This is a genomic window from Massilia pseudoviolaceinigra, from assembly GCF_030846505.1.
GTDB classification, from domain to species: domain Bacteria; phylum Pseudomonadota; class Gammaproteobacteria; order Burkholderiales; family Burkholderiaceae_D; genus Telluria_A; species Telluria_A violaceinigra.
The window spans coordinates 17,777-32,857 of the sequence record NZ_JAVCWL010000021.1 but is presented as its reverse complement, the minus strand read 5'-3'; the positions used below and the strand labels follow the sequence as shown (position 1 = coordinate 32,857).

The window sequence follows — 15,081 nt, the reverse complement described above, 5'->3', positions numbered from 1 at the left end:
TTCATTTCGCCGCCGGCACCACCGGCAGTTCGACCGCGCTTTCCATGCCCGGCGCGTGGAACACCTTGTGCGTGGCCTTGCGGTAGTCGCCCGGCTTGGCGAAGAAAATATTCGGCACGAAGGTTTGCGGATTGCGCTCGTACAGCGGGAACCAGCTCGATTGCACCTGCACCATGATCCGGTGCCCCTTGAGGAACACGTGATCGGCATTGGGCAGGGCGAAGCGGTAGCGTTCCACCTTGTTCGGTGTGATCGCGGTCGGCTTGTCCAGGCCCGTGCGGTAGCGCCCTCGGAAGATATCCATCGCGATGCCCAGCTGGTAGCCGCCCAGTTCCGGCTGCGATGCCACTTCGTCCGGATAGACGTCGATCAGTTTGACGACCCAGTCGGCGTCGCTGCCGGTGGTGGCGGCGAACAGGTTGACCATCGGCTGGCCGGAAATCTGCAGGGGCGCGTCGAGCTTGTCCGACACGTAGGTGAGTACGTCCGGGCGGTCCGAGAACGAGCGCTGGTCGCTGGCCAGCCATGGCTTCCAGACCGCGCTGTCGTACATGCGCACCGGACGCGGGATGAAGGGCACTGGCTTGGCAGGGTCGGACACGTAGTCGTCGGCCTGGGCCGCGCCCGTGCCGGCGGCCGGCTTGTCGAAGTCCAGGCGCGCGCCCGCTTTCAGGTAGACCGGTTTCATGACTTCGGTGAGCGGCCACTTGTCCAGGCGCTGCCATTTGTTGGTGCCGGTGAGGTACGACAGTACCGGCGGCGTGTCGGCTTTCGGTGCGTCGTCGCGCAGGTACTGGTTAAAGAAGGGCAGCATCACGTCGCGCCGGAATTCGGCGGCGGTGTCGCCGGTGAAGCGGATCGGGCCCAGGTTGGAGCCGTCGTAATTGACGCCGCTGTGGCGCCACGGGCCGACCACCAGGTGGTTCATGGTGTTGGTGGTGTCGAGCTTTTCGGTGGCGGCGTAGGCGGCGTACGGGCCGTAGATGTCTTCCTGGTCCCAGCGCCCCACCACGTGCATGGTCGGCACCTTGAGCGGGCGCGCGCCGAGGATGCGGTCGAGCGCCTGGTTCTGCCAGAAGCTGTCGTAGGCCGGATGCTCGAAGACCTTCTTGGTGAAGGTGAGCTGGTCGATGCCGAAGCGCTTGGCGTAGTCGGACGTGGAACCGGCGCGCAGCGCGAATTCGTAGTCGTCGTACACGCCGGTGGCGATGGTGGGCCCGCTGCCGCGCGCGCCCGTCTGGCCGGCGAAGTAGGAGAGGTTATTGAGGCGGAAGGCGCCGTTGTGGAACCAGTCGTCGCCGCGCCAGCCATCGACCATGGCGCTCATCGGCACCGCGGCCTTGAGCGCCGGGTGCGGATCGGTCAGCGCCATGAGCACCGTAAAGCCCTCGTACGAGGAGCCGACCATGCCGACCTTGCCATTACTTTGCGGGACATTCTTGACCAGCCAGTCGATCGTGTCCCAGGCGTCGGTCGCATGGTCGACGGCGCTGTCGTTGAGCGGGCCGCGCAGGGGGCGCGTCATCACGTAGTCGCCTTCCGAGCCGTACTTGCCGCGCACATCCTGGTACACCCGGATGTAGCCGTTGGCGATGTAGCCGTCGTCGCCCTCGGCCAGCATCGAGGCCATGTGCGGGCTGACGTTGCGCTCGGTGCGCTTGGCCGCGTTGTACGGCGTGCGCGAGAGGATCAGCGGCGCGCGCGCGGCACCCTTGGGAATGACGATCACGGTGTGCAGCTTGACGCCGTCGCGCATCGGAATCATCACGACGCGCTTGACGTAATCGGCGCCGTTATCGGGCACTTCAAACTTGGTGGCGGCGATGTCGGGCGCCATCGGCGCGGTCTGGGCGGCGGCCAGCGGCGGCACGGACAGGAGAATCAGGGATAGGGCGGACAGGCGGATGGTGCTTTGGCGCGGCATTCATGTCTCCAGGGTTGTCTGATCGTCATTGCGATCTTTATTGCAATATTGCTTGATAGTACCCAATGAAACACGCATATGCAATCCGCATGGGACGACATTTGCAGCGAATGGAAAATTCAGTGTCGTTGTGACAAACCGCGCTTTTTCAGCCGGATAATCCGTGTATCCTCGCTGCCCCGCGCTTGCATTTCCCTTATCGCGGGCGTACCGGATAACCGTGGAATACGCCGGTTTTGATGAACGTGGTCTTGCTGCTTGTGGCATTGTCGTCCACCGGTGCGCCCTGCCGATTGGCTGGATATGCCGGAGCGGGAACCATCGCCACAGCCGGCGTCGGCGGGGGGGCGCCCGCCGTCAAGCCCTTTGGCGGCCGCGCGATGGCGCGCATGTCGATGGTTCCCGGTACTGCCAGGTCCACGTAGGGATACACATCGACCATCGGGAACCGGTTTCCTGTGTCATGGGCCAGCGTATTAAACACTGCGGGGCGTGCCATGGCCCCAGCGGGCAGGGTCAGTACGACGTCCTTCGGCAGGCGCGCCACCGTCGCGGTATTCGGAATGTAATACACCGATGTCGACGGCGGCCCTCCGATCAGCCCTGTCGCCGACTGTACCGGCGCGTAGCCGTTGCCACGTTTCGCCACGACCAGCATGATCTCGCCGCCAAAGAAGTCCTTGTCGAACGTGAACGGCGTTTCCAGGGCCAGGCTGCCCTCCAGGCCCGCGCCGCCGGCGATCGGGGTCAGATAGACATGGGTAATGGTTGACGGCGGCATCATGAAGTCGGCGATATTCGCCGGACCCAGCGTCGAGGTGGTGCGCAGGTCGATATACGGCGCCGTTTCGGGTTGATAGCAGGCGCTCGTGGAACATAGCACCAGGCCGCCCAACCGGATCTGCCGTTCCGCCACATTCAAGTTGGAGAAAGCACTGACCTTGACGCGTACGCGCTTCGGTCGTTCATCGACGTCCATAAAACGCGGCACGCGAGTGGCGTAATGCGGTAGGCGCTGCGCGGCAAATGCCGGGGCCAGTGCCAACGCGGCTAGACAGATACATCTCCGGACGGTCATGATGGCGATGGCTCTTTGATTAAGCTTAACTGAAAGTCAATAGTAGCTGAATCAATTTTGCCGGGCAAGCAGTTTAGGCCGGGTTGGTCATCATGCCAGCGGATGAAATGATTCGGCCTGCGCAATCGGCCAGTACAGCCCGAAGACCGGCGGCAGGCGTTCGAGCTGGTTCGGATCGAGCAGTTCGCCCTCGGTCAGATACGGCAGCAGGGCCGAAGCCAGCTTGACCTGGTTGGGCGAGACGCGCCGCACCAGGTGGTGGGGTTTAAGCTCGTTGGGATGGGTCAGGCCGGCGGCGGCGATCAGCTGCGCCAGCGCCTTCATCGTGTTCTGGTGGAAGTTGGCCACGCGCGCCGTTTTGTCGGGCACGTCGAGCGCCTTCTGGCGCTGATCGTCCTGGGTCGCCACCCCGGTCGGACAGCGGTCGGTGTGGCAGCTTTGCGACTGCACGCAGCCCAGCGCGAACATGAAGCCGCGCGCCGAATTGCACCAGTCGGCGCCCAGCGCGATGGTGCGCGCGATGTCGAAGGCGGTGATGATCTTGCCCGAGGCGCCGATCTTGATCTTGTCGCGCAGGCGCGCGCCGACCAGCGTGTTATGCACCAGCAGCAGCGCTTCCTGCAGCGGCGTGCCGACGTGGTCCGAAAATTCGACGGGCGCCGCGCCCGTGCCGCCTTCGCCGCCATCGACCACGATAAAGTCGGGCACGATGCCGGTGACCAGCATGGCCTTGACGATGCCGAAGAACTCCCACGGGTGGCCGATCGCCAGCTTGAAACCGGTCGGCTTGCCGCCCGAGAGCGTGCGCAGGCGCTCGATAAAGTGCAGCATTTCGATGGGCGTGGAGAAGGCCGAATGGCTGGCCGGCGACAGGCAGTCCACGCCCACCGTGACGCCGCGCGCGGCCGCGATTTCGATGGTCACCTTGGCGCCCGGCAGAATGCCGCCCTGGCCCGGCTTGGCGCCCTGCGACATTTTGAGTTCGATCATCTTCACCTGCGGCTGGGTGGCGTTGGCGGCGAAGTTCGCCTCCGAGAAGCTGCCGTCCGGGTTGCGGCAGCCGAAGTAGCCGGAGCCGATCTCCCAGACCAGGTCGCCGCCGTTCTGGCGGTGATAGCGGCTGATGCTGCCCTCGCCGGTGTCGTGCATGAAGCCGCCCAGGCGCGCGCCGCCGTTGAGTGCCAGGATCGCGTTGGCCGACAGCGAACCGAAACTCATCGCCGAGATATTGAAGACGCTGGCGCTGTAAGGCTGCGCCCGCGGGCACGAGGGGTGGTTGCCGATCTCGATGCGAAAGTGGTAGTCGCTCATGGGCGCCGGCGCCATCGAATGGTTGATCCATTCGTAGCCCGGCTCATAGACATCGAGCTGGGTGCCGAACGGGCGTTTGTCGGTTTCCATCTTGGCGCGCTGGTAGACGATGCTGCGCTGGTTGCGCGAGAACGGCTTGGCGTCGGTATCGTCTTCTAGGAAGTACTGGCGGATCTCGGGCCGGATCGACTCGAAGAAAAAGCGGAAATGCGCGAGGATCGGGTAATTGCGGCGCAGCGCGCGCCGGGTCTGGGCCAGGTCGGCGATGCCCACCGCACTGAGGGCGCCGCTGAGCGCCGCCAGCCACCATCCGGGGCCTTCGCCCTGCAGCGCGAGGGCGAGCGACCAGGCGAAGACGATCAGCGAGATCAGGAACGGCAGGTAGCGCGGCGAGGCGAAACTCATTGGTGACTCCATGGTCAATAGGCAGCAACAATGCTAAGCTAGCGCCGATTCCATACCGGCGAAAGAACCCAATGATCATTGTCCACCATTTGAATAATTCGCGCTCCCAGCGTATTTTGTGGCTGCTTGAAGAATTGGGACTGGAGTACGAGATCAGGAAGTACCAGCGCGACGCCAAGACCATGCTGGCGCCGCCCGAGCTGCGCGCGGTGCACCCGCTGGGAAAGTCGCCCGTGATTACCGATGGCGAGAACACGGTGGCCGAATCGGGCGCCATCATCGAATACCTGCTCGAACGCTATGGCAATGGCCGATTCGTGCCCGCCGCCGGCACGCCGGACAAGCTGCGCTACACCTACTTCATGCACTACGCCGAGGGTTCGGCCATGACGCCGCTGCTGATGAAGCTCGTGTTCGACCGCGTTGAAAAGAGCCCGATGCCGTTCTTCGCCAAGCCGATCGCGCGCGGCATCGCGCAAAAGGTCAAGAGCACCTTTATCGTGCCGCAGATCGTGCAGCATCTGACCTACCTTGAAGCCGAACTGGCCAAATCAAGCTGGTTCGCCGGCCAGGAGTTCAGCGGTGCCGACATCCAGATCAGCTTCGTGCTGGAGGCGGCCGCCTCGCGCGGCGGCCTGGGCGACAAGTATCCCAAGCTGATGGATTTTTTGAACCGCATCCATGCGCGTGCGGCCTACCAGCGCGCGCTCGAGCGCGGCGGCCTGTACGAACTGCTCAAGTAAGGCCGTGGGCAAACTGCTTGCGATCGACGGACTCAATATCGTGCGGCGCGTGTACGAGGCCAGTCCGGAGCCCGATTCGGCCGAGAAGGCTGACATCGCGCTGCGCCACGCGCTGTCGTCGTTCCGCAAGCTGCTCGCCACGCATGCGCCGACCCACGTGCTGGCGGCATTCGACTTCGGCGGCCCGACCTGGCGCCACGAGCTGTATCCGCGCTACCGCGAGCAGCGCGCGCCGATGCCATCCTTCCTGCGCGACGCGCTTCCCGGGTTTCATGCGAAGCTGGCGGGGGAGGGCCTGCACGTGCTCATGCTCCCCGGGGTCGAAGCGGACGATGTGATCGGCACCGGGGTGCTGCGCTGGCTGGCCGAAGGGCGCGGCGACGCCATTGTGGCCAGCACCGACAAGGACTTGCACGGCCTGATTGCGCAAGGGGCGCTGGTGTGGGACCATTTCAAGGGCGAGTGGCACGATGATGCGTGGGTGCGCAAAAAATTCGGCGTCGCGCCCGAGCTGCTGGTCGACTTGCTGGCGCTGATGGGCGACGTGACCGACGGCGTGCCGGGGGTGTCCAAGGTCGGCATGAAGACCGCGGCCAAGCTGCTCAACGCGTACGGCAATCTCGACGCGGTGATGGCCGGCGCCGGCATTCTCAAGACCCCGGTGGGCGAGCGCCTGCGCGCCGAACGCGAGGTCCTGTATTTGTCGCGCCAGCTGGTGCAGCTCAAGACCGACGTGCGCCTGGGCGTGACCTGGAACATGCTGGCATTCGATACGTTCTGACGAAAAGGAAAAGACGCGATGTTAAGAGCAGTGATCGTCGATGGAAATGCGATTTCGCGCGGCTTGTTGAGCAGCGTGTTGACGGAGGGCGGCTACAACGTGGTCGGCGACACGCATACGGGGCTCAAGGGTTACCTGATGGTGCAGAAGTACCATCCCCAGATCGTGTGCGTGGCGTTGGAGCAGGTGGAGGATGGCGGCGAGATCGTCGAGCAGATCCGCGCGCACCAGCCCAAGACGCTGATCTTCTTGGTCTCGGGCACGCTCGATGCGCCCACCGTGCAGGCGGCGGTGGCGCGCGGGGTGCAGGGGTTTATCGTCAAGCCGTTCAAGGCCGACGCGGTGCTCAACACCATCCGCAACACCGTGCTGGCCGTGATTAAAAAGCAGAAGGCTCCGCAGGCGCAATGACTCCTATGTATCCGGAGCTGAGCAGCTGGTCCGACCTGCCGCGCCTGAACGCGGACCAATTTTTCGCGATCTTCCCCCTCGCCGGACAGGCATGCGAGGCCGACGAGAGCGAATTTTATGACGGCGATGTCGACGACCTCGAATTCATCGTCATCAACGGCAACGTCAGCATCTCGCGCGAGCAGCTCGACGAGATGGCGGCGGTCCTCGACGACGACTGGACGCTGCGCATTGCCGTCGACGGCCACGCGCAGGTCGATGGCGGGGCGGACCCCTTGTTCGCCGTCAAAGGCGACTTGCACTGCAGCTGGCTGGGGATTGACAGAAGCTGGGACAGCTACTCGGTGCACGGGCGCGTGTACGCCAGGGATTGCGTGTTCGTCAGTGCCTCCGATGAGGGATGGATGCGCACCTTGCCGGCGACCCGCATCGATACGCCTTTTCTTTTTCTATGGAACTACAAACCGGACACCATCGACCTGAACCCGGATGCCGTCATGTTCGTCCTCGGTTTCGAATGGTGGGGCAGCACGCTGCCGAACCGCTGCTACGCGCACAAAGATATCGTGTACGTGCTCGACAGCCGCTTCCTGACGCCCTTCACCTGCGAATACACTGAAGAAGCCGTCATCGACAGCGGCGCCATCCTGCGCGCCCTGGCCGCTGGCGAGAGCATCTACCGCGCCGGTTTCAATGTGCGCTGCGAACAGGCGACCGACGCCGCCTGGGCGGCAATGAAGGAGGGCGAGCACCGGCTGGCGTATTTTCATTACAAGCAGGCGGTGGCCATCTGGCCCGATTCCTATCCGGCCCGCGCGGGCATGGCCGACGCCATGCGCGCGGAAAGCGCCTACGCACAGGCGTTCGATCTGTACCTGGAAGCGAGCAAGCGCTTCCCGCCGGAGCAAACCGGCTTGGTGAACGACGCGCTCAACATGGCCGCCCGCATTGCCCTGCGCCTGGGCTGGCTGGACCGTGCACACGCGCTGGCGACGCAGTCGATCGACTTCACGCGCGCCTCGGAATGGAACGATAAATTGCTGACCGATGCCTGGTGGATTCGCGGCGAGACCTGCATTGCGCAGGGCGACATGGCGGCGGCGCAGCGCGACCTGGAGCAGTCGCTGCGCTTCGACCAGGGCGCGCCCCAGCCCAACTGGCTGATGGGCCAGTTATGCTTCCGGCGCGGCGACCTCGAACAGGCGCGTGCCTTCCACGCCAAGGCCGCGCGGCGCTGGAGCGGGACCGCCTATTACGATGTGGCGGACACTTACATCGAGGGCTTCAATCCGGTCAGCGTCGACTGGGACCAGCTCGATCCGGCGACCGTGCTGCCGGCGTGAACGACTGCGCGCGCCTTACCCGGCGGTCGACCCCGCGATAATCCCGCCGCCCAGGCACACGTCGCCGTCATACAGCACGGCCGACTGCCCGGGCGTGACCGCCCACTGCGGATCGGTGAACCCCAGGCCGAAATTGCCCATGCCGTCGGGCGTGAGCACGCATGGCACGTCGGCCTGGCGGTAACGCGTCTTGGCCGACATGGAGCGCGCCTCGGGCGCCTTGCCCGCCACCCAGCTGGCCTGGTCGGCGTGCAGGGTCCCCGACAACAGCCACGGGTGGTTATGCCCCTGCACGATGTACAGGGTGTTGTTCTCGATATCCTTGCGCGCCACGTACCAGGCATCGCTCGAGCCATCGTCGTTCTTGTACTTCTTCATGCCGCCCACGCCGATGCCCTTGCGCTGGCCCAGGGTGTAGAACGACAGCCCCACATGCTCGCCCACCACGGTGCCGTCGTCGGTCTTCATCGGCCCCGGCTTGTACGACAGGTAGCGGTTCAAGAAGTCGCGGAACGGACGCTCGCCGATGAAGCAGATGCCGGTCGAATCCTTCTTGGCGGCGTTGGGCAGCGCCAGCTTTTCGGCGATCTTGCGCACTTCGGTCTTGGGGATTTCGCCCAGCGGGAACAGGGTGCGCGACAGCTGCGCCTGGTTCAGGCGGTGCAGGAAGTAGCTCTGGTCCTTGGTGTGGTCGAACGCCTTGAGCAGCTCGAAGCTGCCGGCGTTCTGGCGCACGCGCGCGTAGTGCCCGGTCGCGATCAGGTCCGCGCCCAGGTGCATCGCATGGTCGAGGAAGGCCTTGAACTTGATCTCGGCGTTGCACAGCACATCCGGATTCGGGGTGCGCCCGGCCTGGTATTCGCGCAGGAAGTCGGCGAACACGCGGTCCTTGTATTCGGCCGCGAAATTGACCGCCTCGATATCGACGCCCACCACGTCGGCCACGCTGGCCGCGTCGATCCAGTCCTGGCGCGTCGAGCAGTATTCGGAATCGTCGTCGTCTTCCCAGTTTTTCATGAACAGGCCGACCACGTCGTAGCCCTGTTCCTTGAGCATCCACGCCGCGACCGAGGAGTCGACTCCGCCCGACATGCCGATCACGACTTTTTTCTTCGTCATTGCATTACATCCGTCTTAGGTTAATCCACCCTCGAACACCGAGGCGTGGGTGTGCAGCATTTCCAGAGGCATGCGCCGGCCGGCCAGGTAGTCGTCCACGCACTGCAGCATCAGCGGGCTGCGGTGGCGCTCCTGGCAAGCCGCCATTTCGTCGCGCGTCATCCACAAGGTGCGGATGATGCCGTCGTCGAGCGGCTGGTCATGCTCGGCGCCGGCCTCGCCGCAAAAGGTGAAGCGCAGGTACGTCACGTCGGTGCCGCGCCGCTTGGAGGTGTAGCGCGACATGTACACGCCCACCAGCGCCTGCGGCGTGAAGTCGTACGCCGTCTCTTCCAGCACTTCGCGCACCACCGCCTGGGCCAGCGTTTCGAGCGGGTCGAGGTGGCCCGCCGGCTGGTTCAGGCGGATGCCTTCGCTGGTCTCTTCTTCAATCAGGAGGAACTGGCCATCACGCTCGATGATGGCGGCAACGGTAACGGAGGGTTTCCAGATATGCGGCATGCGTGTCCTTCAAAATGAGCCGTCATTTTACCTTCATGCAGCATCGGTTGCCGATCCGCCATCGAACACAAGACTAAATCGGGGAACAAGGTATTGATCTGATACAAGAAAACGTTGGATTTTGCGCAGTGCGCAGTGCAACCGGTTTGGATGTGGAGGACTTCGTCTAGAAAAAACGGATGGTCGTGCTATTTTGAGGTTTGCGTGTACTATCGTGAGCAGTTTATTAATTCTATGGAGGCGTCATGAGAATAGGCATACCGACCGAAACGCGGTCGGGTGAAACGCGTGTTGCTGCAACACCCGAGACGGTCAAGAAGCTCGCCGCCAAGCACCAGGTAGTGGTCCAGGCGGGCGCCGGCCTGATGGCCTCCGTCACCGATGAAGCATATGCCGCGGCCGGCGCCACGATCGGCACGGCGCCCGACGCTTTCGGCTGCGACGTGGTGCTCAAGGTGCGCGCACCGAACGCCGATGAACGCCCCCTCATGAAACCCGATGCCGTGTTGATCGGCATGCTCAACCCTTTTGATACCGATAATATCGCCGCCATGGCCGGCGCGCGCCTGCGCGCCTTTGCGCTCGAAGCGGTGCCGCGCATCACGCGCGCCCAGTCGATGGACGTGCTGTCCTCGCAGGCCAACATCGCCGGCTACAAGGCGGTGATGATGGCGGCGAACACCTACCAGCGCTTCATGCCGATGCTGATGACCGCGGCCGGTACCGTCAAGGCGGCGCGTGTGCTGATCATGGGCGTGGGCGTGGCCGGCCTGCAGGCCATCGCCACCGCCAAGCGCCTGGGCGCCGTGATCGAGGCGTCCGACGTGCGCCCGCCCGTCAAGGAGCAGGTCGAGTCGCTCGGCGCCAAGTTCATCGACGTGCCGTACCTGACCGAGGAAGAAAAGGAAATCGCCAAGGGTTCGGGCGGCTATGCGCGCTCGATGCCGGCCGACTGGATGCGGCGCCAGGGCGAACTGGTACACGAACGCGCCAAGCTGGCCGACATCATCATCACCACCGCGCTCATTCCCGGCCGCGCCGCGCCGGTGCTCATTTCCGAAGAGACGGTCAAGGCCATGAAGCCCGGTTCCGTGATCGTCGACCTGGCCGTGTCGCAGGGCGGCAACTGCCCGCTGTCTGAACTGAACAAGACCGTCACCAAACACGGTGTGCATATCATCGGCGAGCCTGACCTGGCTACCCTGGTGGCGGCCGATGCCTCGGCCCTGTATGCGCGCAATGTGCTCGATTTCCTCAAGCTGATCATCGACAAGGATGAGCAGCTGGTGATCGACCGCGAAGACGAGATCCTCAAGGCCACGCTGGTGTGCGCCGACGGCGCGGTGCTGCGCAAATAGCGCCTGGAGTACAGCGGCGCCACAAGAATAAAGCAAGAAATAAAGCAAACCATGGGGGGCGGGCCGCGGCCCGTTGTCACATCAACGTAAAGAGGGAGGCAACATGGAAGTCAGTCACACCATCATCAATCTCATCATCTTCGTGCTGGCCATTTACGTCGGCTACCACGTCGTCTGGACCGTCACACCCGCACTGCACACGCCCCTGATGGCGGTCACCAACGCGATTTCGGCGATCATCATCGTCGGCGCCATGCTGGCCGCTGGCCTGACCACGGGAATCGTGGGCCAGGTGGCCGGCACGGTGGCCGTGGCGCTGGCGGCAGTCAATGTGTTCGGCGGCTTCATGGTCACCCAGCGCATGCTCGAAATGTTCCGCAAGAAGGAACCGAAGGCAGCCAAGACGGGAGACCACGCATGAGTTACATCAGCATGAACCTGGTGACGATGTTCTACCTGATCGCGTCGGTGTGCTTCATCCAGGCGCTCAAGGGCTTGTCGTCGCCGTCGACCGCGCGTACCGGGAATGCCTTCGGCATGTGCGGCATGGCCATTGCCACCATCACCACCGTGGCGCTGATCTTCAAGCTGCAGGCCCAGGCTGCCACCACCGGGGGCCTGGGCTTTAGCCTGGTGCTGCTCGGCGTGGTGGTCGGCGGCGGCATCGGCGCGTTTGCCGCCAAAAAGGTCGAGATGACCAAGATGCCGGAACTGGTCGCGGCGATGCACTCGCTGATCGGGCTGGCGGCGGTGTGCATCGCGGTGGCCGTGGTGGCCGAGCCGTGGGTGTTCCAGATCACTACCCCGGGCGTGGCGCTGCCGTTCGGGAACCGCCTGGAACTGTTCATCGGTACCTTCGTCGGTGCGGTGACGTTCTCGGGTTCCGTGATCGCCTTCGGCAAGCTGTCGGGCAAATACAAGTTCCGCCTGTTCCAGGGCGCGCCGGTCAGCTTTCCCGGCCAGCACATGCTCAACCTCGGTATCGCCATCGCCCTGATCGCGCTCGGCCTGGTGTTTTGCTTCGCGCCCGGGGTGGAGCCGGCATGGACGCCGTTCATCATCATGGCGGTGCTGGCGTTCCTCCTGGGCGTGCTGATCATCATTCCGATCGGCGGCGCCGACATGCCGGTGGTGGTGTCGATGTTGAACAGCTATTCCGGCTGGGCGGCGGCGGGCATCGGGTTTTCGCTGAATAACTCGATGCTGATCATCGCAGGTTCGCTGGTCGGTTCGTCCGGCGCGATCCTGTCGTACATCATGTGCAAGGCGATGAACCGCTCGTTCTTCAATGTGATCCTGGGCGGCTTCGGCGGCGACCCGGCGGCGGCGGCGGCGGGCGGGGCGCAGGAACAGCGTCCGGTCAAGTCGGGTTCCGCCGACGATGCGGCTTTCATCATGAGCAATGCCGAAACCGTGATCATCGTGCCGGGCTATGGCCTGGCGGTGGCGCGCGCCCAGCATTCGCTCAAGGAGCTGGTCGAGAAGCTGACCCACAAGGGCGTGATCGTCAAGTATGCGATCCATCCGGTCGCGGGCCGCATGCCGGGCCACATGAACGTGCTGCTGGCCGAAGCCGAGGTGCCGTACGACCAGGTGTTCGAGATGGAGGATATCAACGGCGAATTCGGCCAGACCGACGTGGTGCTGGTGCTGGGCGCGAACGACGTGGTCAATCCGGCGGCCAAGGATCCCAAGTCGCCGATCGCCGGCATGCCGATCCTGGAGGCGTACAAGGCCAAGAGCATCATCGTCAACAAGCGCTCGATGGCGTCCGGGTATGCGGGTCTGGATAACGACCTGTTTTACCAGGCCAATACCATGATGGTGTTTGGCGACGCCAAGAAGGTGATTGAGGCGATGGTCAAGGCAGTCGACTAACCATCGCCCTTATAAGCAAAAAACGCGCCACTCGATGAGTAGGCGCGTTTTTTTGCTTTATAGGGCCATTGCGCCTTTACGTCAGCCAGTACCGCACATGCGGTCTCGCGAGCGCTGGCGGGACGATGCGACGTCAAAGGCGCGACTTCGGCTGCACACGGCTAATTAGTGTCATATCGACAACATTCTGGTTGAAATTCATCTGAAGCCATGTCTCTACGTCTGCCTGCGCTCGCCTTGGTGCGTTCCGCCCAGAATAGTGAAATCGCCGGCAGCCACCGTACACCGAGCAAACTATTGTCGGTAAGACAATTAGTTGCAATGAGTATTCATTCTGCGACGAAAACAACACATAGCCCAATTGCGAAACTGACCGTAATGATTCTCGTGTGAAATTTTTTTTCAGCTATTTTTTCTAGGTAGAATAGTGCATGGCCAACGATAGTGAGGGTAAATGTTGCACACACTGCATCGCTTGATGGGGCTGCCGCAGAAATCTTTTTCCCCCTCGGCAGAGCGCAGGCTAGCCTTGCTGGGGGGTGTTATGTTGCATATGTTCAACATTTTTACACAATATGAGTTGACAATATGCACGTGTAAGTTGACAATAAGATAAATAAAGTATTTCCAGCTCACTAAATAATTATCTGTGACATTGTTGCGAAACCCTTGCTTTGAAGAAACATTTTTAGCTGGAAATGCAGTGATGTGAGTGATTTGGAGAGTATTCAGAGTTTGTCCGTAGGGTCGAATGACGCGGATCACAACAAGTGGTGTCACACAGGCAGATGGGCGAATGATCGATTTTGTGTTTCTCGCGCAACAGTGTGCGCCTGGCGTTCACGTTGACACGATGCAGCGGATAGTGCGCGTCGAGTCCTCGTTTAATCCCTATGCCATCGGCGTTGTTGGTGGACGGCTGGATCGCCAGCCGCGCAGTAGCGGCGAGGCGCTTGCCACTGCGCAGTGGCTTGAGAAGAAGGGCTACAATTTCAGCATGGGCCTGGCACAGGTGAACAAGCGCAATCTGGCCAAGTACGGGCTGACGCTGGCAACCGCCTTCGATCCATGCAGGAACCTGAGTGCAGGAAGCGCAATCCTTGCGGAATGTTATCAGCGCGCCGGCAAGACAGGCCGCAGTGAACAGGATGCGTTGCGCGCGGCCTTCAGCTGCTATTACTCAGGTAATTTCATCAGCGGATTCCGGCTGGGGTATGTATTGAAAGTGGTGAGCGCGAGCGGCAACGGTAAGGCTGCATTACCACGAATCCTGGTCAATCAAACGCGCGCGGCCGCAACAGTGAGCCGCGCCGTAGTGGCGCGCAGCGGAAGCGCGGTTCGCATGGCCAAGGAGGCTGGGTTGCCAGGCGTCCAGGCGCCGGTGCTCTCCTCTCAGTCGGAGAGCGCATTTCTGTTTTGAAGCAGCGACAGGTAGTACTGAAATTGCGGCACAGGAGTAATTTTAATCAACCAACTATTAAGCTCAAGCGTGGAGGAAATAATTTTATCAGGCCAACCTATTCGTCTTCCGCACGAGAATAACGTTTCAGCAATCCCCCAATCCTTAAGTTTGAAAGAAATTTCGATGAAAAACAAGTTCGCCCAACTCCAAAACTTCAGCAACATGCGTAAAACCACTGCAGCCCGTCTGGGTATCCTTGCGATCTCGGTGATGTCGTCACCTGCTTATGCACAGATTGCTAAAGTAAATACCGTGATGACCGGTGTGGAAAACGTACTCAAAGGCGTTTCCATCACCTGTTTCACGCTTGCCCTGATGTTCGCCGGTTTCAAAATGGCGTTTCAGCACGCAAAATGGTCGGAAATCAGCAATATCGTCATCGGCGGCATCATTGTTGGCGGCGCGTCTGCTATTGCCGCCTGGCTGATCAACTAAGTCATGTCCGGCTTTCGCGATCCCATATTTCGCGGGTGTACGCGGCCCGCGATGTTTGCGGGCGTGCCGATGCTTCCGTTTTTGTTGATAACCGGCGTGTTCATGGTACTGACGGTATGGACGTTTTATCTGGTGAGCGGGTATGTCTCGCTCTTCATCATAATGGCCTACATTCCGATCTTCGTTACCATGCGCGCCGTCACAAAAAAAGACGATCAACGGCTGCGCCAAATGATGATGCGCGCAAAAATGCGAGTACGCCAGCAAGCCGGTCGCCAGATCTGGGGCGCCATATCCTTTTCACCGATACGGTATAAACGCCGGAAATAAGC

At 62.1% G+C, this 15,081-nt stretch carries 15 protein-coding genes; 10 read left to right on the top strand and 5 right to left on the bottom strand.

The genetic code is table 11. The features are described 5' to 3' along the window. Window position 1: 1 nt before the first annotated feature. The 3 genes from RBA40_RS20475 to RBA40_RS20465 all read right to left on the bottom strand — a co-directional run bounded on the left by RBA40_RS20475 (window position 2) and on the right by RBA40_RS20465 (window position 4,718). A complete protein-coding gene (locus tag RBA40_RS20475) occupies window positions 2-1,924 on the bottom strand; it encodes a CocE/NonD family hydrolase (RefSeq protein ID WP_306649593.1) in 1,923 nt (640 codons plus the stop codon). 196 nt (window positions 1,925-2,120) lie between these two features. Next, the gene (locus tag RBA40_RS20470) at window positions 2,121-2,903 is read right to left on the bottom strand and encodes a hypothetical protein (protein ID WP_306649592.1); all 783 of its coding nucleotides are present in this window, start codon (window positions 2,901-2,903) and stop codon (window positions 2,121-2,123) included. Between the two features lie 189 nt (window positions 2,904-3,092). After that, window positions 3,093-4,718 (bottom strand): FMN-binding glutamate synthase family protein, encoded by a 1,626-nt coding sequence (locus RBA40_RS20465; protein ID WP_306649591.1) that lies wholly within the window; start codon window positions 4,716-4,718, stop codon window positions 3,093-3,095. Window positions 4,719-4,789: 71 nt separating this feature from the next. Here RBA40_RS20465 and RBA40_RS20460 point away from each other — a divergent pair, with 71 nt between their 5' ends. Genes RBA40_RS20460 through RBA40_RS20445 form a run of 4 tightly spaced genes read left to right on the top strand, consistent with a single transcriptional unit; the run spans window position 4,790 to window position 7,996 of the window. Further along, window positions 4,790-5,461 (top strand): glutathione S-transferase, encoded by a 672-nt coding sequence (locus RBA40_RS20460; RefSeq protein WP_306626237.1) that lies wholly within the window; start codon window positions 4,790-4,792, stop codon window positions 5,459-5,461. A 4-nt stretch (window positions 5,462-5,465) separates the two neighbouring features. Beyond that, entirely contained in the window at window positions 5,466-6,242 is a 777-nt protein-coding gene (locus RBA40_RS20455; RefSeq protein WP_306626236.1) for a 5'-3' exonuclease, read from the top strand. Window positions 6,243-6,260: 18 nt separating this feature from the next. Next, complete coding sequence (locus RBA40_RS20450; protein ID WP_306649589.1) at window positions 6,261-6,653, top strand: ANTAR domain-containing response regulator; 393 nt, start codon at window positions 6,261-6,263, stop codon at window positions 6,651-6,653. After that, a complete protein-coding gene (locus RBA40_RS20445; protein ID WP_306649588.1) occupies window positions 6,650-7,996 on the top strand; it encodes a tetratricopeptide repeat protein in 1,347 nt (448 codons plus the stop codon). The genes RBA40_RS20450 and RBA40_RS20445 overlap by 4 nt, the downstream gene beginning before the upstream one ends. Before the next feature lie 15 nt (window positions 7,997-8,011). Here RBA40_RS20445 and mnmA read toward each other — a convergent pair whose 3' ends face one another. Further along, entirely contained in the window at window positions 8,012-9,115 is a 1,104-nt protein-coding gene (gene mnmA, locus RBA40_RS20440) for a tRNA 2-thiouridine(34) synthase MnmA (RefSeq protein WP_306649587.1), read from the bottom strand. Between the two features lie 15 nt (window positions 9,116-9,130). Then, window positions 9,131-9,616, bottom strand: coding sequence for an NUDIX hydrolase (locus RBA40_RS20435; protein ID WP_306649586.1), 486 nt, complete (start codon window positions 9,614-9,616; stop codon window positions 9,131-9,133). A gap of 245 nt (window positions 9,617-9,861) precedes the next feature. Between RBA40_RS20435 and RBA40_RS20430 the strand changes: the two genes are divergently transcribed. From RBA40_RS20430 to RBA40_RS20405, 6 genes are all read left to right on the top strand, one after another. Continuing rightward, window positions 9,862-10,974, top strand: a complete 1,113-nt coding sequence (locus RBA40_RS20430) for a Re/Si-specific NAD(P)(+) transhydrogenase subunit alpha (RefSeq protein ID WP_306649585.1) — start codon at window positions 9,862-9,864, stop codon at window positions 10,972-10,974. 103 nt (window positions 10,975-11,077) lie between these two features. Beyond that, complete coding sequence (locus RBA40_RS20425) at window positions 11,078-11,395, top strand: proton-translocating transhydrogenase family protein (protein ID WP_306626230.1); 318 nt, start codon at window positions 11,078-11,080, stop codon at window positions 11,393-11,395. Beyond that, window positions 11,392-12,852 (top strand): NAD(P)(+) transhydrogenase (Re/Si-specific) subunit beta, encoded by a 1,461-nt coding sequence (locus RBA40_RS20420; RefSeq protein ID WP_306649584.1) that lies wholly within the window; start codon window positions 11,392-11,394, stop codon window positions 12,850-12,852. Before RBA40_RS20425 ends, RBA40_RS20420 begins: the two co-directional genes overlap by 4 nt. A 796-nt stretch (window positions 12,853-13,648) precedes the next feature. Further along, window positions 13,649-14,272 (top strand): lytic transglycosylase domain-containing protein, encoded by a 624-nt coding sequence (locus RBA40_RS20415; protein WP_306649583.1) that lies wholly within the window; start codon window positions 13,649-13,651, stop codon window positions 14,270-14,272. A gap of 165 nt (window positions 14,273-14,437) precedes the next feature. Beyond that, window positions 14,438-14,749, top strand: a complete 312-nt coding sequence (locus RBA40_RS20410) for a TrbC/VirB2 family protein (RefSeq protein ID WP_306649582.1) — start codon at window positions 14,438-14,440, stop codon at window positions 14,747-14,749. A gap of 3 nt (window positions 14,750-14,752) precedes the next feature. Continuing rightward, on the top strand, window positions 14,753-15,079 hold the full coding sequence (locus RBA40_RS20405; protein ID WP_306649581.1) for a VirB3 family type IV secretion system protein: 327 nt from the start codon (window positions 14,753-14,755) through the stop codon (window positions 15,077-15,079). Window positions 15,080-15,081: the final 2 nt, after the last annotated feature.